This window comes from Streptomyces sp. NBRC 110028, from assembly GCF_001417735.1.
Taxonomy (GTDB): domain Bacteria; phylum Actinomycetota; class Actinomycetes; order Streptomycetales; family Streptomycetaceae; genus Streptomyces.
In genome coordinates this window covers 216,138-237,297 of sequence record NZ_BBUZ01000028.1, presented here as the reverse complement: position 1 = coordinate 237,297, position 21,160 = coordinate 216,138, and the positions used below count along the sequence as shown (strand labels likewise).

Below are 21,160 nucleotides of genomic sequence, written 5' to 3'. Positions count from 1 at the left end.
CGCTCAACGCTCACGGCTTGCGCAGCAGCAGCTCGGTGTTGCGGTCGTCCGGGTCACCGGCGAGGGTCTGGCTGGCACCGGGCGCATTGAAGGCCAGTTCGCGGTAGAGCGCGGCGAGTCCGGTCTGCGACAGGTCCTCGAAGTCGGTGCGGCGCGGGGCGGCCGCCTCGATGAGCGTGGTGAACAGGGACAGCGTGCCGTCCTCGTTGTCCACGACCTCGATGACCCGGGCCAGCTGGGGGAAGTCGACGTGGGAGGCGGTGGTGATCTCCCAGAAGGTGTCGTGCGGGGTGATCTCGTTCTGGTGGCTGTGGCCGTTGATCCAGGCCAGCACGTGGGGGTTGCGCTGGAAGAGGGAGACCACCTCGTCGCCGCCGTGCCGGGCCTCGCCCGGGTGGTTCGGGTCGGTGTTCATGTTGTTCAGGCTGTCGCTGTAGTGGTGGCTGTAGACGATGACGTAGTCGTCCTTGTGCTCCTTGAGCGTCTTCTCCAGCCACTTCAGCTGGGCGGTGCCGATCGAGCCGGTGTAGTGGCCGCCCGGGTCGGTGGTGTCCAGGCTGACGCCGACGACGTTGTCGGAGATCCGGAACGAGTAGTAGAGGGTGCCCTCTTCGAGGTTGGCCTTGGTGTAGCCGTGGCCGACCGGGCCCGCCCCGGCGGCCAGCGGGTCGAGGTGGGCGGCGACGTACTCCTTCTGGGTGAAGGGAGCGCGGCGCTCGTCGGGGGTGACGGTGCGCATGTCCTTGGCGTGCGCCTCCAGTACCGCCTTCATGTCGGCGCCCTTGGGGTCGGCGCCCTTGCGCTCGCCCTTGTAGATCTTCGCGGCCTCGTCGGCCGGGATGAGCTGGAGCTTCCGCTTGCCCGTCGCCAGCTCGGCGAGGTAGTCGCCGCCGAACGAGTAGACGCCGCCCGCCAGGTCGTCGTGGTTGCCGATGGTCGAGTACCACGGCAGCCGCAGCCCGGGGCTGTTGACGGTGCGCAGGGCGGCGTCGAGGAAGCCGTCGATGCGCGGGAAACCGGCCTGCTTGTCGGAGTCGCGCAGCGCCTGCTCCGGGTGCCAGAACTCCTTGAGCCCGCTGTTCTGCACGCCCTCGTAGTGGCGCGGATCGCCGGTGTTGGGGGTGATCCGGCCGCCGTTCATGGCGGTGAGGAACCAGTCCAGCTCGATCTTCGCGTTGTTGTCGGTGTTGTCACCGGTGGTCATCACGAAGGAGAGCGGCGCGCCGGTGGCCGGGCCGCCGCGCAGCCCGTTGATCCGCTCGATGAGGGAGGTGAGGCCGACGACGGTCAGCGCCTCGTGGGGCCGCCAGGCACCGGTGCGCCCGGAGCGCAGGAACTCGTAGCGCAGCGGGTGCTGGACGTCCGTCAGGTGCAGGTCGGTCAGCTGGACGAACGAGGCCAGCGCGGTGCGCCGGTCCTCCCGGCCCGCCTTGGCGCCGGTGATGTCGGTGCGTACCCTGCGGTCCCAGGCCGGGCCGTCGCCGAGCCGGCGGTAGCCGCCGGAGCCGGAGAGGGGCGCGGAGAACGTCTCCAGGGTGGTGCCCGCGTTGGAGGGCGCGGCGGGCGCCTGGGCCACCCGGCGTCCCACGGTGCGTGCCGTGGCGGGCTGCGAGGCCTTCGCCGATCCGCTGCCGGGCCCGAAGGCGATGCCGAGGCCGGCCGTGGCGCCGGTGGCCGCCGCGGCGGTGAGGAAGGTGCGGCGGTCGAGCGCGGCGACGGCGGAGGCGGCGGACCGTATGCGGGACATGCGCGATCTCTCCCCGAGTGGATTCGCGAAGCGGGCGGACAGCGGCGGCTGTCCTCACTTCGGATCGTTGGCATCGGGGATGGCCTGGGAGTGAACGACGCGGCAACGTCGGTCGCCGATCTGCTCACGTCGATCTTGGTGAAGAAAACGGCCATCGCACCCTCGTGAACAGGAATTCTTCCGCTCACTTCGTGTTCACCCGCGCGGGAACGCCGGGCCTCGCCCCGGGGCGGCGGACCAGCGTGGCGTTGGTCACGGAAGGGTCACGGCGGGGCCTGAGACACTGGCCGGAAGGGTAGGCGCCATCGCGAGACACGACCAAGGAAAAGGGTTCATATGAGGATCGGAATCGTCGGAGCGACCGGCCAGGTCGGCGGAGTGATGCGGAGGATACTCGCCGAGCGCGACTTCCCCGCCGACCAGCTGCGGCTGTTCGCGTCCGCCCGTTCCGCGGGCCGCACGCTCCCCTGGGGCGGCACCGAGGTCACCGTCGAGGACGCGGCCACGGCCGACTACTCCGGCCTGGACATCGTGCTGTTCTCGGCGGGCGGCGCCACCTCCCGCGCGCTGGCCGAGAAGGTCGCCTCGCAGGGCCCGGTCGTGATCGACAACTCCTCCGCCTGGCGCATGGACCCGGACGTTCCGCTGGTCGTCTCCGAGGTCAACCCGCACGCTGCGGTGCAGCGCCCCAAGGGCATCATCGCCAACCCGAACTGCACCACCATGGCCGCCATGCCGGTGCTGCGCCCGCTGCACCAGGAGGCCGGGCTGACCGCCCTGGTGGCCACCACCTACCAGGCCGTCTCCGGCTCCGGGCTGTCCGGCGTCGCCGAGCTGGACAACCAGATCCGCAAGGGCGCCGACCGCGCGGCCGAGCTGACCCACGACGGCTCGGCGATCGACTTCCCCGAGCCGGAGGTCTACGCCCGCCCGATCGCCTACAACGTGCTCCCGCTGGCCGGGAAGATCGTCGAGGACGGCCGGCTGGAGACCGACGAGGAGCAGAAGCTCCGCAACGAGAGCCGCAAGATCCTGGAGATCCCGGACCTGAAGGTCTCCGGCACCTGTGTCCGGGTCCCGGTCTTCACCGGTCACTCGCTCCAGGTGAACGCCCGCTTCGAGCGTCCGATCAGCGTCGAGCGGGCCGTGGAGCTGCTGGCGGGCGCCCCCGGCGTGGCCCTCAGCGACATCCCGACCCCGCTGCAGGCCGCGGGCCAGGACCCGAGCTTCGTGGGCCGGATCCGGGTGGACGAAACGGTCGAGAACGGTCTCGCGCTGTTCCTGTCCAACGACAACCTGCGCAAGGGCGCGGCGCTGAACGCGGTGCAGATCGCCGAGCTGGTCGCGGCCGATCTGAGCTGACACCCACACGTGGAGGGGGGAGCGGCTTCGGCCGCTCCCCCCTCCGGCGTTTCCCGGGCCCCCGCGTACCGGCTCATGTACCGGCGCCAACCGGTTCCGACGTGCGAGGATGGCAATCCGCCTGACGCATGGCGTACCGCACATACCGCACATGACGAACGGGAGAGAGCCGACGTGCCTGGTACCAACCTCACCCGGGAGGAAGCGCAAGAGCGAGCGCGCCTCCTGACCGTGGACGCGTACGACATCGAGCTGGACCTGAGCGGCGCGCAGGAGGGCGGCACCTACCGATCCGTGACCTCGGTGCGCTTCGACGCCGCCGAGGCGGGTGCGGCCTCGTTCATCGACCTGGTGGCGCCCGCCGTGCACGAGGTGGTCCTCAACGGGGACGCCCTGGACCCCGCCGAGGTGTTCCAGGACTCGCGGATCACGCTGCCGTCGCTGCTGGCCGGGCGCAACGAGCTGCGGGTCGTCGCCGACTGCGCGTACACCAACACCGGTGAGGGGCTGCACCGCTTCGTCGACCCGGTCGACCAGCAGGCATACCTCTACACCCAGTTCGAGGTGCCGGACGCCCGCCGGGTGTTCGCGAGCTTCGAGCAGCCGGACCTGAAGGCCACCTTCCAGTTCACCGTGACCGCGCCCGAGGGCTGGACGGTGATCTCCAACTCGCCGACGCCCGAGCCCAAGGACAACGTCTGGCGCTTCGACCCGACGCCGCGCATCTCGACGTACGTCACCGCGCTCATCGTCGGCCCGTACCACAGCGTGCACAGCAGCTGGGACGGCGGCGACGGGCGGTCGGTGCCGCTCGGCATCTACTGCCGTCCCTCGCTCGCCGAGTTCCTCGACTCGGACGCCATCTTCGCGGTGACGCGGCAGGGCTTCGACTGGTTCGAGGAGAAGTTCGACTACGCGTACCCGTTCGCCAAGTACGACCAGCTCTTCGTGCCGGAGTTCAACGCGGGCGCGATGGAGAACGCGGGCGCGGTGACCATCCGCGACCAGTACGTCTTCCGCTCCAAGGTGACGGACGCGGCGTACGAGGTGCGGGCCGAGACCATCCTCCACGAGCTGGCCCACATGTGGTTCGGCGACCTGGTCACCATGGAGTGGTGGAACGACCTGTGGCTGAACGAGTCGTTCGCCACGTACACCTCCATCGCCTGCCAGGCCTACGCGCCGGGCAGCAAGTGGCCGCACTCGTGGACCACCTTCGCCAACTCCATGAAGACCTGGGCCTACCGGCAGGACCAGCTGCCGTCCACCCACCCGATCATGGCCGAGATCAACGACCTGGACGATGTCCTGGTCAACTTCGACGGCATCACGTACGCCAAGGGCGCGAGCGTGCTCAAGCAGCTCGTCGCGTACGTCGGCATGGACGAGTTCTTCCGCGGCGTCCAGGCGTACTTCAAGCGCCACGCCTACAAGAACACCCGGCTCACCGATCTGCTCGGCGCGCTGGAGGAGACCAGCGGACGGGACCTGACGGCCTGGTCGAAGGCGTGGCTGCAGACCGCGGGCATCAATGTGCTGCGCCCGGAGATCGCCACGGACGCCTCCGGCACCATCACCTCCTTCGCGATCCGGCAGGAGGCCCCCGCGCTTCCGACGGGTGCCAAGGGTGAGCCGACCCTGCGGCCGCACCGCATCGCGATCGGGCTGTACGACCTCTCCGCGACCGGCAAGCTGGTCCGCTCCGAGCGGATCGAGCTGGACGTGGACGGCGAGCTGACCGAGGTGCCCGCCCTGGTCGGCACCAAGCGGTCCGCCGTCATCCTGCTCAACGACGACGACCTGTCGTACGCCAAGGTCCGGCTCGACGCCGACTCCCTGGCCGTCGTCACCGACCACCTGGGCGACTTCGAGGCGTCCCTGCCGCGCGCCCTGTCCTGGGCCTCCGCCTGGGACATGACCCGGGACGGCGAGCTGGCCACCCGCGACTACCTGGCGCTCGTGCTGTCCGGGGTGGCCAAGGAGTCCGACATCGGCGTGGTGCAGTCGCTGCACCGCCAGGTGAAGCTCGCGCTCGACCTGTACGCCGCGCCCGAGTGGCGGGAGACCGGGCTCGCCCAGTGGACCGACGCCACGCTGGAGCATCTGCGCGCCGCCGCCCCCGGCGGCGACCACCAGCTCGCCTGGGCCCGCGCCTTCGCCGCGACGGCCCGCACCGACGCCCAGCTCGACCTGCTCGCCGCCCTGCTCGACGGCAGCGAGACGATCGAGGGCCTGGTCATCGACACCGAGCTGCGCTGGGCCCTGGTGGAGCGGCTCGCCGCGACCGGGCGCATCGACGAGGACGGGATCGCCGCCGAGCTGGAGCGCGACAAGACCTCGGCGGGCGAGCGGCACGCCGCCACGGCGCGGGCCGCCCGGCCGACCGAGGCCGCCAAGGCCGAGGCGTGGGCGTCGGTCGTCGAGGGCGACAAACTCCCGAACGCGGTGCAGGCGGCCGTGATCGGGGGGTTCGTCCAGACCGATCAGCGGGAGCTGCTGGCGCCGTACGCCGAGAAGTACTTCGCGGCGGTCAAGGACGTCTGGAACAGCCGCAGCCATGAGATGGCGCAGCAGATCGCCGTCGGGCTGTACCCGGCGCTCCAGGTCTCCCGGGCCACGCTGGACGCCACGGACGCGTGGCTGGCCTCCGCCGAGCCCAGTGCGGCGCTGCGGCGGCTGGTGACCGAGTCCCGGGCGGGCGTCGAGCGCGCTCTCAAGGCCCGCGAGGCGGACGCGGCGGCGGCAAGCTGACCTCGCCTGTGGGCAGTCGTCCCGACCGGCGGGACGACTGCCCGCGAACGGGGTTGCTACTCCACCGGGTCGGGGATGGCCAGGCGAGCCATGTCGCCGTACTCGCGCAGGATCTGGGGGTGGCGTTCGGCCGCCGTGCGCAGCCACCGCTCGGCCTCTTCCGGGCGGCCGAGCCCCCGTACGGCCTTGGCCAGCCAGTACGCGGCCTCCGCGTGGCCGCCGTCGTGGGCGGCGTGCAGCAGCGGTACGGCGTCGGCGTGGGCACCGCGCCGGACCATGCTGCGCCCGGCGAGAAAGGCGGGCGGTACGAGCCCGGTGCGGGCGGCGCGGACGTACCAGCGCTCGGCCTGCTGGGGATCGCCGCCGCGCTCCTCGGAGGTCCGGCCGAGCCACCACGCGGCGCCCCCGTGGCCGAGCCCGGCGGCGCGGTGGAACCAGATCTCGGCGGCGCGCCGGTCCCCGGCCTCGTCGTGGATGCGGCCGATGTCGTACGCGGCGGAGGCATCGCCCTCGCCGGCGGCGGGTTCGTAGTACGGCACCATGAGCGTGCCCCTGGCGCCGCCCGACCGGTACAGCATCCGGCCGAGGGCGAGGAGGGCGCGCGGGGTGCCGGCCTTGCGGTACCACTCGGCGGCCTCGGGAAGCCGGTGGATGTGGTCCAGGGCCTCGGCGTAGGCGTACCAGGCGTCGGGGCCGCCGTCCTCGGCGCGGGCGCGCAGCCCGGGGAGACGGTCACGCCACTGGGCGGAGCCCTCCCGTCCGGGGTCGTCGCGGAGGGCGGCGACGTCCTCCAGGGCTCTGACGACCCGCTCCTCGCTCTCCGAGAACGGGTCCCGGTCCTCCGGGTCGACGCCGGTGGCCAGCAGCCACTCCTCGGCCTCGTCCAGCCGCCGCTGGCGGGTGCACAGCACGCCGAGGTTGTAGCAGGCCCAGAAGTGGCCGCCGTCCGCGTCGTCGGCCGTGCGGTACCAGGACTCCGCGGCCCGCAGGTCGCCGCGCTCCTCGGACCAGACGCCGAGGACGAACGCGGCGCCGTCGTAGCCGAGTTCATGGGCGCGTTCCACCAGGGCGCGGGCCTCGTCCCGGCGGCCGGGGTCGCGGGCGACGAAGATGGCCTGGTCGACCAGGGCCTTGACGCTGCCGACCGCGGCGGCTCGGGCGTACAGCGCCTCCGCCTCGGCGACCATGTGCGGATAGGTGTCGTACATGGTCGCCCGGTCGGGGGCGAGCAGCGCGCGCAGCGCCTCGTACGCGGCCTCGGGGTCGCCCGCGGTCTCCGCCGCGGCGAGCGCGTCGCGCCGGTCCGCCAGTTCCCCGAGCAGGTCCTCGATGACCTTGCGGGCGCGGGTGGCGACGTCGTCGCCCTCGGCGGACGCCTCGGCCAGCCGCTCCAGGGCGGTGTCCCACTCGCCCCGGGCGGCCAGCATCAGGGCGCCGTTGGTCGTGCAGGCGACGCTGCCGAGCGCGGCCCCGCGCCCGTACCACTCCTCGGCACCGGCCAGGTCGCCCGCCTCCTGCAGCAGCCGGGCGAGCCCGAAGGCGCAGCCGCCGTCGCGGTCGGCGGCGGTCCGGTACCACCGTTCGGCCTCGGCGAAGTCGCCGCGGTCCCGGTGGCATATCGCGAGGGTGCGCGAGGCGTCCGCGTCACCGGCGTCGGCGGCCCTGGCCCACCAGGGCAGGGCCTCGTCCAACTGCCCGCGCCCGGTGAGGAGTTCGGCGTACGAGCGGTACGCGCCCGGTTCCCCGGCCGCCGCCGCGGCCCGCAACTCGGCTGCCTCGTCACGGTTTCCACCGGCGGTTTCCGCAGGGGCCGCGCCGGACGCCCCGTGCGAACGATGATCGACCATCACCCGATGGTGCCAGAGTGATCAATCCCGCTCGGCACGGGCCCTGCGCCTGGCCAGCAGCGCCTCGCGGCGCTCGTCGAACTTGGTGGCCTGGTCGTCCAGTCCGCCCATGTAGAGACCCAGTTCCTCCTGCGCCTTGAGCCCTTCCGGGCCGAGCCCGCCGATCTGCAGCACCTTCAGGAAGCGCAGCACCGGCTGGAGGACGTCGTCGTGGTGGATGCGCAGGTTGTAGATGCCACCAATCGCTATCTGCGCGGCGGCGCGCTCGAAGCCGGGCATGCCGTGACCGGGCATGCGGAAGCCGACGACGACGTCGCGGACGGCGCACATGGTCTGGTCCGGCGCCAGCTCGAACGCCTTCGCGAGCAGGTTCCGGTAGAAGATCATGTGCAGGTTCTCGTCGGTGGCGATGCGCGCCAGCATCCGGTCGCAGACCGGGTCGCCGGAGTGGTGGCCGGTGTTGCGGTGCGAGATGCGGGTGGCCAGCTCCTGGAAGGCGACGTAGGCCACGGTGTGCAGCATGCTGTGGTTGTTGTCGGACTCGAAGCCCTCACCCATGTGCGTCATGCGGAACCGCTCCAGCTGCACCGGGTCGACGGCGCGGCTGGTGAGCAGGTAGTCGCGCATGACGATGCCGTGCCGCCCCTCCTCCGCCGTCCAGCGGTGCACCCAGGTGCCCCAGGCGCCGTCCCGGCCGAAGAGGGTCGCGATCTCGTGGTGGTAGCTGGGGAGGTTGTCCTCGGTGAGGAGGTTCACCACGAGCGCGATCCGGCCGACGTCGCTGACCTTGGACTGGTCGGGCGCCCAGGCCTCGCCGCCCATCACGCCGTCGAAGTTGCGGCCGTCGCTCCACGGCACGTACTCGTGCGGCATCCATTCCTTGGCGACCTTCAGGTGCCGGTTCAGCTCGGTCTCGACGACCTCTTCGAGCGCGTAAAGGAGCTGGGCGTCGCTCCACACGGCCTGACCGTTGCGGCTGGAGGGGGCGAGGGTCACTACGAAGCTCCTGGGGACGGGGACGGGTACAACGAGCTTTACCTACGCCTCCGTAGGTTACGACACCGTAGGTTAAAGCGAAAATAAAAGGGCCGGTTCCGCGTGTGGCGGCCCCTGATCCGGGGAGCGGTACGCGCATACGACGAGGGCGCCCCCGGCCGGTTCGGCCAGGGACGCCCTCGCAGCGCCGTTCAGCGCTTTCGTCTTTCGCTCGCCCGCCGTCAGTCGGTCTGCTGACGGGACTTCCTGTCACCCAGCATGACGAGGCCCGCGATCACCAGGAACAGAAGGATCGGGGCGACGACGAAGAGGCCCAGCGTCTCGGCGACGCTCAGGCCCGGACCCGGGTCGTCACCGTCGTCGCGGGTGAGCGCGAACGCGGGGGACGACATCAGCTGCATCACCGTCGTCGCGGCGATGACGGCACCGGCGCGCACGGCGTTCTTTTTGACCTTGTTGCTCACACGCTCAAGCTATCGGACGTCCGTGCGGGGTCCGTGCGCGGGGTGCCCCTTAAGGCCGTTCCGCCCGGTGGACGGCCTGACCTCGGGGTTTCTGCGCCCGGTGGACGGTCACCGGCAGCAGCCGGGGCGTCGCGCGGGACTCCTGGACCCCCACCCGCACCGCGTCGGCGGTCACGGCAGCGGGCAGCGCCAGAATGCGGCGCGCGCCGATGGTGGTGCCGGAGGCGATGTCCCGCCAGACCCCCGCCGTCCGCGCCTGCACGGTGAACGCCTCGACCCGCTGCCCGTAGCGGATGTCCTCGCCGAGCCGCACCCGGTCGAACGTCACGGGCCCGCCGCCGGTCGGCAGGCCGGAGCCGTAGGTCTTCGTCACGGCCGCGCCGAAGGCGGTCAGCGAGGCGACGTCGGCGTCGTCGATCCGGCCGTTCCTCGCGGGCGGGACGTTGAGCAGCAGCGAGGCGTTGCGGCCCACGCTGCGCTCGTACAGCGACATCAGCTCCGCAGCCGTCCTGGGGCGCTCGGAGGGGTGGTGGAACCAGCCCGGGCGCAGCGAGACGTCCGCCTCGGCCGGGTACCACTGCAGGTACTTCACACCGGGGGCGGTCAGCTTCGCCCGGGAGCCGATGTCGGCGTCGGTCGAGTCGTTGGGGAGCCCTCCGCCGATCACGGTCCAGGGATCGACGGCGGACGGGGTCACCGACCACTCCGTCTCGCGGGCCACTCCGCCCTCGTTGCCGACCCAGCGCACGCCCTGGGCGCCCTGGAAGACGACGGTGTCCGGGGAGAGGTCCTGGATCAGCCGGAACCAGTTGGTGACGTTGTACTTCTGCGTGACCCCGGCGCCCGACCAGGGGTTCGCGCCGTCCAGCCAGAACTCGTCGATCGGGCCGTACTGGGTGAGGATCTCGTAGATCTGGTTGAGGTAGTACGCGTCGTAGTCGTCGGCGGTGAAGCGGAAGCCGGGCAGCTTGCCGGAGGCGACGTCGGCGGCGCGGTCGTCGCCGGGCACGAGGGTCGGGATGGTGCGCTCGGTGGGCTTGCTGCCGTTGCCGTACCTGCCCTGCCCGGCGGGCGCGCGGCCCGCGTCCTCCAGCGCCATGCGCTCCGGCAGCGACAGCTGCTCGCCGTTCGCCTGCTTCTGCCTGACCTTCTCGACCCACTGGGCGTGCCAGGCGTGCGGCAGCTCGGCCCCGTCGGCGGGCGAGAGGTACACCCCGACCTTGAGCCCCGCCGCCCTCGCCGCCTTCACATACGCCCCGAGCACGTCCCCGTCGGGGTTCTGGCCCCCGGGGCCACGGGTCCACCAGGGGCTGGCGGCCACGTCGTGGTCCGTGTAGCGGCTGGGGTAGAGCACGAAGCCGTCGTGGTGCTTGGCGGTGAGCATGACCTGCCGGGCGCCGGCCGCCTTGTACGCGCGCATCCACTGGCCGAAGTCGAGCGCGGCGGGGTCGAACAGCTTCTCGTCCTCGGTGCCGGAGCCCCATTCGCGGTCGGTGAAGGTGTTCATGCCGAAGTGGGTGAAGGCGGTGACCTCCCGCTGCTGCCAGGCGAGCTGGCCGGGGGTGGGAACGGTGTGGACGGCCTTGTCGATGATGCGGGCGGGGTCATCGCAGACCTCGACGACGTGCTGTGACGCGTTGACGATGGGGGCGTCGCAACCGTCCTGGGCGACGGCGCCGCCCGTGGGTATCAGCGTGGCTGCGGCTGCCATGGTGGCGAGGGCGAGGGTGCGGAGTCGTCCGGGCATGGGTCCCCTCTACGGTCGCGGCTGTGTCCATGACAGCAATCCCCCACCCCGCCCCTACCCAACCGGGGCCCGCCCCGGGACCGGTGTCCGGGCACAGGCCGTGACCCACCGCGCCCCTAGGCTCCCTCGGTCAGGGTGGTCATCAGGGCGTGCAGGCGGGGCGAGGACGCCAGATCCTCCAGGGTCATCGGCCGCCCCGCCGCGTCGGCGATCGGCAGCCGCCAGTTCGGGTACTGATCCCATGTGCCCGGCAGGTTCTGCGGTCGCCGGTCCCCCACCGCGTCCGGGAGCCACACCCCCACCATCCGCGCGGGCGTCCGCAGCAGGAAGCGGTGGACGGCCCTGATCGCGGCCTCCTCGTCGCCCGGGCCCTCCGGCAGCAGGCCGAGCCGCCCCAGCAGCTCCGTCCACTCGGCGACCTCGGCCGCCTCGGCGGCCCGCTCGGCGTCGAGCGGGCGGGTGAGCAGGCCCAGCCGGTGGCGCAGGGCGACGTGGTCCCCCGTGAGCCGGGCCGCGGTGCTGGGGAGGTCGTGCGTGGTGGCCGTGGCCAGGCAGTCGGCGCGCCACTCCTCGGGGGCGAGCGGACGGGCCGGGCCGTCGCCGTTCCAGTCGCGCTCGAACCACAGCACCGACGTCCCGAGCACACCCCGCCCGGCCAGGGCCTCCCGCACGCCGGGCTCGACGGTCCCCAGGTCCTCCCCTATGACCGCGGCCCCCGCCCGGTGCGCCTCCAGGGCGAGCACGCCGAGCATCGCGTCCGCGTCGTACCGCACGTACGTGCCCTCGGTCGGCGGGCGGCCCTCCGGGACCCACCACAGCCGGAACAGCCCCATCACGTGGTCGATGCGCAGCGCGCCCGCGTGCCGCAGCAGACCGCGCAGCAGCTCGCGGTACGGGGCGTAGCCGGTGGCGGCGAGGGCGTCGGGGCGCCAGGGCGGGAGGCCCCAGTCCTGGCCTCGGGAGTTGAAGGCGTCGGGGGGCGCGCCGACGGACATGCCGGAGGCGAAGACGTCCTGCAGGGCCCAGGCGTCGGCGCCCGAGGGGTGCACCCCGACGGCCAGGTCGTGCACCAGCCCGATGCCCATGCCCGCGTCGAGCGCCGCGCGCTGGGCGGCGGCGAGCTGGTCGTCGGTGAGCCAGGCGAGCCAGGAGTGGAAGTCGGCGCGGTCCAGGTGCTCGTCCCGGGCGCGGGCGGTGCGGGCGGAGCGCGGGTCGGCCAGGCCGTCGGGCCAACCGCGCCAGTCGGGGCCGTAGGTCTCGGCGAGGGCGCACCACAGGGCGTGGTCCTCCAGGGCCCGGCCGCGCTCGGCGAGGAAGGCGCGGTAGGCGGCGCGGCGGCCGGGGCCGAGGGGGACGGCCCGGACCAGCTCCAGGGCCTCGCGCTTGAGGGCCCAGACCGCGTCCCGGTCGATCAGGGCGCCGTCGCGCAGGACGGACGTGCGCAGCGCGGCCGCGGCCTCCAGCAGCCGGTCGGCCCGCGCGCGGGCGGCGGCGCCGAGGTGGGCGTATTCGGGCACGTTCTCGACCCGCAGGTGGACGGGGTCGGGGAAGCGGCGCGAGGAGGGCCGGTAGGGGGAGGGGTCGGTGGGGGCGGCCGGGGTGCCGGGCACCGCCGAGTGCAGCGGGTTGAGCTGGATGAACCCGGTGCCGAAGGCGCGCCCGGACCAGGCGGCGAGGTCGGCCAGGTCGCCGAGGTCGCCCATGCCCCAGGAGCGGGCGGACAGCAGCGAGTAGAGCTGGACGAGGAAGCCGTGGGTGCGGGCCGGGGGCGACGGCATCCGGTCGGGGGCCACGATGAGGGCGGCGGTGGCGGTGCGCCCGTCGGGGGCGTGCGCGGTGAGGGTGTGCGTGCCCAGGGGCAGTTCGACGCCCGGAGACAGTCCCGTACCGGGGGACGGTTCCGCGCCCGGAGGGGGTTTTGTGCCCGGGCGCGCATCAGGGGGTGATAACGGGCGCTCGGCGGCCGCCGGTCCCCACCCCCCGCGTGGCGCGCCGTCCTCGGTGCGCACGCGCAGCTCCGTGCCGTCGGGCAGGGCCTCGGCCAGGCCGTCGGGCAGGGCCTGGCGCGGCGTTCCGCCGGGGCGCAGGACCACGCAGGGGGGCAGCAGCCGGTCACGCTGTCGGCGTTCGTGCCGGTCCAGCGCGTCTTTCACTGATCGGGGGGTGGATGCGTCCACACCCAGCGCGGCGAGTACGGCCACGACGGTGTCCTCGGGCACCTGGACGGTGCGGCCCGGGGCGGGCTCGTAAGAGGTGGCGACACCGTGCAGCTCGGCGAGCCGCGCTCTGCCCATCAGTACTCCATCGGCTCCATGGCTGTCTCCGCGCCGGTACCGGCGGCGGTCGGCTCACTGGTCAGGGGGCGTTCGGTGGCGAGCGGGGGCTCGCTGGTCAGGGGGATGTTGTCGGCGAGCGGGGGCTCGCTCGTGAGGGGCGCTTCGGTGGCGACACCGGACCCGAAGCCGTCCAGTCCGCACAGTCCGCAGTCGGGGTCGGAGACCCCGGCGAACGGGTCCGGCTCGCGAACGACCTCGGGCATGGGTTTGGACAGGGCGCTGGGGAGAAGAGCTGTCGCGGCCACACGGACCTCCGTGGGGTGTCGGCAGTGTGTCAATGACGAGCCCTACCCACTCAATCCGGCCGCAGACGTAAACGATGCCTGGACGTGCCGTACGTCACACCCGCGGGACAGGCGATTTCGCGGCCGGGAGGGGTCGGGAACACAGAGCTTACGGACAGAGGCCGCCTTCATCCGTCAGACTTGCGGGGGCGACACGACGGCGCGCAGGGGGCGGGCCACAGGGGGCGCGCAACCGCAGGCACCACCGCGGTCGCGGCAATGCCGACAGTTCGGTCATGCGCGTTGACACCCTCACCGGCGTACTGGTGGGCTCGTCGCCGATTGGCGCCTTTTGTGGCCGACACGACGGGGCCGGCTATCTGAATCGAGGAGACACCCGTGCACTTCCGGGGGAAGAAGCCGAGGGCAGCGGGGGCGACGGCCATGGCGGCCGCGGTCATCGGTGGACTGCTCGGCGGCGCCCAGGGGGCGAGCGCCGCACCCGTCGATCAGCCCGGCACCGCCGGGACCTCCACACCGGACCGGGACAGCGCCGGAGCCGTGCCGCCGGTCTGGCCGCGGCCCCAGTCGCTGCGCGCCCAGGGGGCGGATGTGGCGATATCCGGCGAGGCCACGCTGATAGCCGACGGCGACGCCGATCCGTACGCGCTGGACGCGCTGCGCTCCCTGCTGCACGACGCGGGGGTGCGTACGGTCACCGAAGCGACCCCAGGGGGCACACCCCCGGCGCGCGGGCTCGTGGTGCACGCCGGAGGCAAGGGCGCGCAGACCGCGTTGCGCGCGCTGCGGGCGCCGGAGCGCGACGACCTCCCGTCCGGCGGCTACCGGCTGGCCACCGGCCGGGTGGACGGGCGCGCCACGGTCGCGCTGGACGGTGTCGGGCCGGACGGCCTCTTCCACGCCGTCCAGACGCTGCGCCAGCTGCTCGTCCAGCGGAAGGGCGGCCAGGACGCCAAGGCGTTCGCCGGGGTCACCGTCCGCGACTGGCCCGGTACGGCGGTCCGGGGCACCACCGAGGGCTTCTACGGCTCCCCCTGGTCGCACCGGGACCGGCTGGCCCAGCTCGACTTCATGGGCCGCACCAAGCAGAACCGCTACCTGTACGCGCCCGGCGACGACCCGTACCGCCAGGCCCGCTGGCGCGATCCGTACCCGGCCGAGCGGCGCGAGGAGTTCCGCGAGCTGGCCACCCGCGCCCGTGCCAACCATGTGACGCTCGGCTGGGCGGTCTCCCCCGGCCAGGAGATGTGCTTCTCCTCCGACAGCGATCTGAAGGCGCTGCTGAAGAAGATCGACGCCATGTGGGCGCTGGGGGTGCGCTCCTTCCAGCTCCAGTTCCAGGACGTCAGCTACAGCGAGTGGCACTGCGGCAAGGACGCCGACACCTTCGGCTCCGGCCCCGAGGCGGCGGCGAAGGCGCAGGCCAGGATGGCCAACGCGGTCGCCCGTCACCTGGCCGGGCGGCACCCGGACGCGGCGCCGCTCTCGCTGATGCCGACCGAGTACTACCAGGACGGCGACACCGACTTCCGGCGCGCGCTGGCCGCCGATCTCGACACCGCCGTCGAGGTGGCCTGGACCGGCGTCGGGGTGGTGCCCCGGACGATCACCGGCGGTGAGCTGGCCGGCGCCCGGGCCGCCTTCGGGCACCGGCTGGTCACCATGGACAACTACCCGGTCAACGACTACGCCCAGGACCGGATCTTCCTCGGCCCCTACACCGGCCGGGACCCGGCCGTGGCCACCCAGTCCGCCGCCTTACTGGCCAACGCCATGGAGCAGCCGACCGCGTCCCGCATCCCGCTGTTCACGGCGGCCGACTTCGCCTGGAACCCGCGCGGCTACCGCCCCCAGGAGTCCTGGCGGGCAGCCATCGACGACCTGGCCGGACCGGACGGCAAGACCCGCGCGGCGCTGCACGCGCTCGCCGGGAACGACGCGTCCTCGGTGCTCGGCGGCGACGAGTCCGCGTATCTGCGCCCCCTGACCGACGCCTTCTGGTCGGCGGTCGGCCGTACGGACGTGGGGCGGCTGGACCGGGCGGCGGACCGGCTGCGCGCGGCGTTCCGCACCATGCGGGACGCCCCCGAGCGGCTGTCCGGGACGCTGGGCGACGACGTACGGCCCTGGCTCGACCAGCTCGGGCGCTACGGCGACGCGGGCGTGCGGGCGGTGGACATGCTCACCGCCCAGGCGCACGGCGACGGCGACAGGGCCTGGACGGCCCGGCTGGCGGTGGAGGGGCTGCGCGAGAAGATCGCGGACAGCCGGGTCACGGTCGGCAAGGACGTGCTGGACCCCTTCCTGAAGAAGGCCCTGGCCCAGGCGGACGACTGGTCCGGCGTGAAGCGGTCCGGCAGCGAGAAGCTCCGTACGCGCGAGGCCGATCAGGCGGCCGCGGACGGCAAGGCGACCACCGCGGTGGCCTCCCCGCGCAAACCGGTCACCGTGCGCTTCGGCCGTACCCGCCCGCTGTCCTCGGTCTCCGCGCTCACCGGGCGGTCCGCGGAGGGCTCGGGCACCGTCGAGGCCCATGTGCCGGGCGAGGGCTGGCGCCGGCTCGGCGCGCTGGCCACGGACGGCTTCACGCAGGTCGGCGGCAAGGGCATACGCGCCGACGCGGTCCGGCTGAGCTGGGCGGCGGGCACCACGCCGCCCACCGTGCACGAGATAACCCCCTGGTTCGCCGACACCCCGGCCGCCGAGTTGCGGCTGTCGCGCGAATCCGTGGACGCCGAGGCCGGCGGCCGGTCCGTGACCCTCAGGGCCGAGCTGACCTCACTGCGCCCGGGCGATGTGAACGACGACCTGACGCTGCGCACCCCGCGCGGCATCACGGCCCGGGCCCCCGAGGGGGTGACGGCCCCGCGCGGGGCCACGGCGACCGCCCGGATCGAGATTTCCGTCGACAAGGACACCAAGCCGGGCGCATACGCCGTCCCGGTCCGCTTCGGGTCGGAGCAGCGCATGCTGACCGTCCGGGCCCTGCCCCGCACCAGCGGCCCCGACCTGGCCCGCGCGAAGGGTACGAAGGCGACCTCGTCCGGCGATGAGACCCCCGACTTCCCGGCCTCCGCGGCCGTCGACGGCGACCCCGGGACCCGCTGGTCCTCCCCTGCCGAGGACGGCGCCTGGCTCCAGCTCGAACTGGCCCGCCCGGCCCACCTCGGGCGGCTCGATCTGCGCTGGCAGGACGCGTACGCCTCGCGCTACCGGGTCCAGGTCTCGGCGGACGGACGCATCTGGCGCACGGCGGCGACCGTCACCGACGGCAAGGGCGGCCTGGAGATGGTGGGGGTGGACGCCCCGGGCACCCGGTTCGTCCGGATCCAGGGCATCGAGCGCGGCACCCGCTTCGGCTACTCGCTCTGGTCGGTAGCGGCGTACGCGGCGGAGAAACCGGAGAGAACGGGGAAACCGGGGAAACCAGACAGATAGGCCCCATCGCCGTGCGGTGCCCCCACCTCAACGGTCGGGGGCACCTGCCGGCGGAACCCGGTCCCGAAAAAGGGCGAGCCCGGTATCTCAGGCGGATTTGCCGTCGATCCGGGCCATCGCGTCGTCCGCGCCGAATGCCTCCAGGTATGGCAGCCAGCGCGGGTCCCTATGGCCGGTGCCGATGATGCGCCAGGCGAGGCCGGACGGCGGCGCGGGTTGATGGCGCAGCCGCCAGCCGATCTCGGCGACGTGCCGGTCCGCCTTGACGTGATTGCAGCGACGGCACGCGGCGACCACGTTTTCCCAGGTGTGCTGCCCGCCACGGCTGCGCGGGATGACGTGATCGACGCTGGTTGCGACGCCACCACAGTAGGCGCATCTGCCGCCGTCGCGGGCGAACAGGGCGCGGCGGGTGAGCGGGACGGGCCCGCGAAAGGGCACCCGCACGAAGCGCTTCAGCCTGACGACGCTGGGAGCGGGGATCGCACGGGTTGCGCTGTGCATCAGGGCGCCTGAGTCCTCGAGGCTGACGGCCTTGTCGTTGAGGACGAGAATGAGCGCGCGACGGAGCGGTACGACGCCGAGCGGCTCGTACGACGCGTTGAGGACCAGGACATGCGGCACGGATGCCTCCTTGTACGCCGGCGGCGCGTGGCTCGCGCCGGGACGATCTCCCCCAGTTTCCCCTGAACCCTGGCCGGAACGCCACTATCACCGGGTTAACGGTTGAGAGGCATTTCCGCGTACCGCGCGTGGACGACCCGCCCACGACCCATCCACACTGCACACGAGGCCCACGAGAGCTTCGCTGGAGTGGCAAGAATCACGGCCCCGGGCGGCCGCCGGGCCGCTCTGCGGACGACCGGCCTCCGGGCGGCGGCGGAAACCGCGAGCTGAGGCCGTTCCCCCTGCTTTTGTGCGCCCCCCGGGCGCGCTCGCGCGCTCTCGAACACAGGAACGGCGCTTTCCCGCGCCCGGCTACTGTGTGAAGGAATTGCGCGTGCGCCATCCGCGCGGGCATGCCGTACACGAAGGGTTTCCGCTGTGTTCTGGTCCGCCGCTCTGGCCGCTGACTCGACGCCTCGTCCCACGACCCCAACTCTGGACGATGCGCACAGGAGCGCCACCAACGCCGCGGGCTGGGTGGAGGAGAACTGGTCCACCTGGCTCAGCGTCGGGCTGCGCATAGCCCTGATCCTGGTGATCGCGTTCGTCCTCCGGTCCGTCGTGCGGCGGGGGATCACCAAGCTGATCGAGCGCATGAACCGCACGGCCCAGGCCGTGAACGGCACCGCGCTCGGCGGGCTGCTGGTCAACGTCGAACGGCGGCGGCAGCGGTCCGCGGCCATCGGCTCGGTGCTGCGCTCCGTCGCCTCGTTCGCGATCATGGGGACCGCGGGGCTGATGATCCTCTCCGCCCTGCAGATCAATCTGGCGCCGCTGCTCGCGAGCGCCGGTGTGGCGGGTGTGGCCATCGGTTTCGGCGCCCGCAACCTGGTCACCGACTTCCTCTCCGGCGTCTTCATGATCCTTGAGGACCAGTACGGGGTGGGTGACTCGATCGACGCGGGGGTGGCCTCCGGCGAGGTGATCGAGGTCGGTCTGCGGGTCACCAAGCTGCGCGGGGACAGCGGGGAGATCTGGTACGTCCGCAATGGCGAGGTCAAGCGGATCGGCAACCTCAGCCAGGGCTGGGCGACGGCCGGGGTCGACGTCCAGATCCGTGCCGACGAGGACCTGGACCGGGTCCGCGAGGTGATCAACCAGGTCGGTGTGGACATGGCCAAGGACGAGCCGTGGAACGAGCGGCTGTGGGAGCCGATAGAGGTGCTGGGACTCACCGCGGTCTATCTGGACTCCATGATCGTCCGGGTCTCGGCGCGGACCATGCCGGGCAAGTCCCTCAACGTCGAGCGCGAGCTGCGCTGGCGGATCAAGAAGGCGCTGAACGAGGCGGGCATCCAGTTGGTCGGCCGCCCGCCCGAGGGCGATCCGGCGGGCGAGGCGGCCGACCCGACGGCCTCCATGACCGCGCCGTCCGCGCTGGCCAACCCCGAGTCGCCGCAGTCCGCCGCGGCCAGCCCCCTCGCGCCGCCCACGACGACCCCGCCCGCCCCCTCGAAGTGAACCGCCCGCCCCCCCTCGAAGCGAGGGGGCGGGCGGCACGGCGGGCGCAGGGCGCGGATCAGCGGCGGATCAGCGGCGGTGCGCGCCGAAGGACGCCAGGTATCCGGCGGCCGGGGTGCCCACCCCGGTCACGTCGTCGTAGCCGACGACCGCGCTGAGCGAGCTGTCGCGGCCGAGGCTGCGCAGCGAGGTGACCAGGCCGTCCGAGGCGTCGTGGCTGTTGACGTAGTCGACCCGGACCACGCCCAGCGAGACCCCGGCGCCCAGCGGATGGTCGGTCACATCGTGGTACGAGGCGGTGCCGTACCGGCCGTACAGCGACGGGTTGGCGAAGCCGAGCGGCCGTCCGCCGCCCGCCTGCTGGGCCAGCGCCTGGACGCCGGCGATCACCGGGGCGGCCAGCGAAGTGCCGCCGATGCGGTATTCGCCGTACTGGAGCGATCCGTCGGGGAAGGTCTGGGTCTGCCCCACCAGGAAGCCGGTGTTGGGGTCGGCGACGGCCGCGACGTCCGGGGTGACGCGCTGCTTGGCGGTTCCGCCGTTCGCCCGGGCGAGCGCGTCGGGCACCACACCGCGCTGGTAGAACGGCTGCGGCACGGTCTTGCTGGTGCCGCCTCCGGCACCCGAGGTGTACGCGCCGGGCAGCGAGTCCCAGTTGCTGCCGTCCGCCGTGAGAGTGGCCTTGGTGGTGCCCCAGCCGGTCTCCCACTGATACGTGTTCTTCTTGCCCACGGCCAGTGAGGTGCCGCCGACGGCCGTCACCCACGCCGAGTTGGCGGGGGTGTCGACCTGCTTGGTGCCGGTGGAGGCGACGTTGTCGCCGTTGTCGCCGGAGGAGAAGTAGAAGCCGATGCCCTCGACCGCGCCCTGCTGGAAGATCTGGTCGTAGGCGAGCGCCAGGTCCGGGGTCTGGTTGGCCTCCACATCGCCCCAGGAGTTGGAGACGATGTCGGCCAGCCGGTTGTCGACGACCTTGGCGAGCGCGTCCAGCAGGTCGTTGTCGGTGCAGGACGCGCCGCCGACGTAGACGATGTCGGACGCGGGGGCCAGCGCGTGCACGGCCTCGACGTCGAGGGTCTCCTCGCCGTACCAGCCGCTCGCGTCACAGTCCTCGGTGTTCCGGTACTCGGCGGGCAGCACCTGCGTCAGCTGGCCCTTGCTGTAGCCGGGGTCGCCGTTGCGCTTCGCGTAGCGGGCGGCGTCGGCGGCGATGGTCGGCGAGGCGAAGGCGTCGGTGATGGCGACCGTCACGCCCTTGCCGGTGTTGCGGCTTGTGGCGCCGTAGGCCGCGCGCAGCTGCTCGCCGGTGTACCCCTTGATGGCGTACGGCTGCTTGGCGCCGTACGCGGAGGGCAGGCTCTTGTCGGTCCGGGAGCCGTAGTAGCTGGAGAAGGGCCCGGCGTTCTTGAAGACCGCTCCGGGCGGCGGCAGCGTCTCCCCCTGGGTGGCCATGTGCCTGGCCCGCTTGGGCGCGTTGTCCAGGCCGACGACGGTGAGGACGGCGCCGTTCAGCGAGGCGGGCACGGTGGCGGCCTTGGCCGGGGCCCGGTAGACCGTTCCGTCCTTGGTGTAGTTGTGCAGCTGGGTGCCGAACGCCTTCTCCGCGGCGACCACCTGGCCGGTCACCGAGACGTAGTGCTCGTTGTGGCCGGTGACGGTGAGTCCGGCGCCGCGCAGCCAGTCGGTCACGGCGTCGGTCTGCTGCCGGGTCGGCCCGAACCGCTCCCGGGTCTGCCGGGCCGTCAAATACTCGCCGTGGGTGGGTGAGGAGGGGTCGGACACGGCGGCGGCGTAGTCCGCGAGCCCCTCGGCGTCCCGCCCGGCGAGGTAGACGCGCGCGGCGACCTTACCGCTGTCGGCGGCGGCCCCCTGGTCCGAACTCGCGGTCGCCCAGGCGGGCTTGGTCGCGCTCAGGGTGTCCCGTCCGGACGGTGCCGAGTCGGCCTGAGCGACGGGTACGCCCACCGTGAGCGGCAGTGCCGTCGCCACCACCAAGGCCGCGCGCACGCGGAAGGAAGACGACCTGAAAGAAGACGATCTCACCTGACCCCCTGTGAGTGATCCATATGGTCGATAGGCCACTCTCTCGGTGACTTGTCC

At 72.7% G+C, this 21,160-nt stretch carries 13 protein-coding genes; 4 read left to right on the top strand and 9 right to left on the bottom strand.

The window, feature by feature from the left end; all coding sequences use genetic code 11:
• Nucleotides 1-10: 10 nt before the first annotated feature.
• Entirely contained in the window at nt 11-1,747 is a 1,737-nt protein-coding gene (locus ASC60_RS20195; RefSeq protein ID WP_055552837.1) for a TIGR03767 family metallophosphoesterase, read from the bottom strand.
• 336 nt (nt 1,748-2,083) lie between these two features.
• Between ASC60_RS20195 and ASC60_RS20190 the strand changes: the two genes are divergently transcribed.
• Nucleotides 2,084-3,109, top strand: a complete 1,026-nt coding sequence (locus ASC60_RS20190; RefSeq protein ID WP_055552835.1) for an aspartate-semialdehyde dehydrogenase — start codon at nt 2,084-2,086, stop codon at nt 3,107-3,109.
• A 174-nt stretch (nt 3,110-3,283) separates the two neighbouring features.
• Nucleotides 3,284-5,860, top strand: a complete 2,577-nt coding sequence (gene pepN / locus ASC60_RS20185; RefSeq protein ID WP_055552833.1) for an aminopeptidase N — start codon at nt 3,284-3,286, stop codon at nt 5,858-5,860.
• 56 nt (nt 5,861-5,916) lie between these two features.
• Here the strand turns inward: pepN and ASC60_RS20180 are convergent, their stop codons facing one another.
• From ASC60_RS20180 to ASC60_RS20155, 6 genes are all read right to left on the bottom strand, one after another.
• Nucleotides 5,917-7,707 (bottom strand): tetratricopeptide repeat protein, encoded by a 1,791-nt coding sequence (locus ASC60_RS20180; protein ID WP_234357034.1) that lies wholly within the window; start codon nt 7,705-7,707, stop codon nt 5,917-5,919.
• 21 nt (nt 7,708-7,728) lie between these two features.
• Nucleotides 7,729-8,703, bottom strand: a complete 975-nt coding sequence (locus ASC60_RS20175) for an acyl-ACP desaturase (RefSeq protein WP_055552828.1) — start codon at nt 8,701-8,703, stop codon at nt 7,729-7,731.
• Nucleotides 8,704-8,924: 221 nt separating this feature from the next.
• Nucleotides 8,925-9,167 (bottom strand): hypothetical protein, encoded by a 243-nt coding sequence (locus ASC60_RS20170; RefSeq protein WP_055552826.1) that lies wholly within the window; start codon nt 9,165-9,167, stop codon nt 8,925-8,927.
• A gap of 49 nt (nt 9,168-9,216) precedes the next feature.
• A complete protein-coding gene (locus ASC60_RS20165) occupies nt 9,217-10,914 on the bottom strand; it encodes an alpha-L-fucosidase (protein WP_055552824.1) in 1,698 nt (565 codons plus the stop codon).
• A 116-nt stretch (nt 10,915-11,030) separates the two neighbouring features.
• Nucleotides 11,031-13,208, bottom strand: coding sequence for a 4-alpha-glucanotransferase (malQ, locus tag ASC60_RS20160; RefSeq protein ID WP_055552822.1), 2,178 nt, complete (start codon nt 13,206-13,208; stop codon nt 11,031-11,033).
• On the bottom strand, nt 13,208-13,453 hold the full coding sequence (locus ASC60_RS20155; RefSeq protein WP_055553126.1) for a hypothetical protein: 246 nt from the start codon (nt 13,451-13,453) through the stop codon (nt 13,208-13,210). The genes malQ and ASC60_RS20155 overlap by 1 nt, the downstream gene beginning before the upstream one ends.
• Nucleotides 13,454-13,918: 465 nt before the next feature.
• Between ASC60_RS20155 and ASC60_RS20150 the strand changes: the two genes are divergently transcribed.
• Complete coding sequence (locus ASC60_RS20150; RefSeq protein ID WP_055552820.1) at nt 13,919-16,933, top strand: beta-N-acetylglucosaminidase domain-containing protein; 3,015 nt, start codon at nt 13,919-13,921, stop codon at nt 16,931-16,933.
• Nucleotides 16,934-17,020: 87 nt separating this feature from the next.
• Here the strand turns inward: ASC60_RS20150 and ASC60_RS20145 are convergent, their stop codons facing one another.
• Nucleotides 17,021-17,557, bottom strand: coding sequence for an HNH endonuclease (locus ASC60_RS20145; RefSeq protein WP_055552818.1), 537 nt, complete (start codon nt 17,555-17,557; stop codon nt 17,021-17,023).
• Between the two features lie 420 nt (nt 17,558-17,977).
• On the opposite strand from ASC60_RS20145, the gene ASC60_RS20140 reads away from it, so the two are divergent.
• Complete coding sequence (locus ASC60_RS20140; RefSeq protein ID WP_055552816.1) at nt 17,978-19,060, top strand: mechanosensitive ion channel family protein; 1,083 nt, start codon at nt 17,978-17,980, stop codon at nt 19,058-19,060.
• A gap of 69 nt (nt 19,061-19,129) precedes the next feature.
• On the opposite strand, the gene ASC60_RS20135 is transcribed toward ASC60_RS20140, so the two are convergent.
• On the bottom strand, nt 19,130-21,067 hold the full coding sequence (locus ASC60_RS20135; RefSeq protein WP_055552814.1) for a protease pro-enzyme activation domain-containing protein: 1,938 nt from the start codon (nt 21,065-21,067) through the stop codon (nt 19,130-19,132).
• Nucleotides 21,068-21,160 lie beyond the last annotated feature (93 nt).

Bases quoted from the DNA above. Each gene is read 5' to 3' on its own strand.
- ASC60_RS20150 (WP_055552820.1), top strand. From the start codon at position 13,919: ATGGCGGCCGCGGTCATCGGTGGACTGCTCGGCGGCGCCCAGGGGGCG.
- ASC60_RS20180 (WP_234357034.1), bottom strand. From the start codon at position 7,707: ATGGTCGATCATCGTTCGCACGGGGCGTCCGGCGCGGCCCCTGCGGAA.
- ASC60_RS20155 (WP_055553126.1), bottom strand. From the start codon at position 13,453: ATGCCCGAGGTCGTTCGCGAGCCGGACCCGTTCGCCGGGGTCTCCGAC.
- ASC60_RS20165 (WP_055552824.1), bottom strand. From the start codon at position 10,914: ATGCCCGGACGACTCCGCACCCTCGCCCTCGCCACCATGGCAGCCGCA.
- malQ (WP_055552822.1), bottom strand. From the start codon at position 13,208: ATGGGCAGAGCGCGGCTCGCCGAGCTGCACGGTGTCGCCACCTCTTAC.
- ASC60_RS20195 (WP_055552837.1), bottom strand. From the start codon at position 1,747: ATGTCCCGCATACGGTCCGCCGCCTCCGCCGTCGCCGCGCTCGACCGC.
- ASC60_RS20190 (WP_055552835.1), top strand. From the start codon at position 2,084: ATGAGGATCGGAATCGTCGGAGCGACCGGCCAGGTCGGCGGAGTGATG.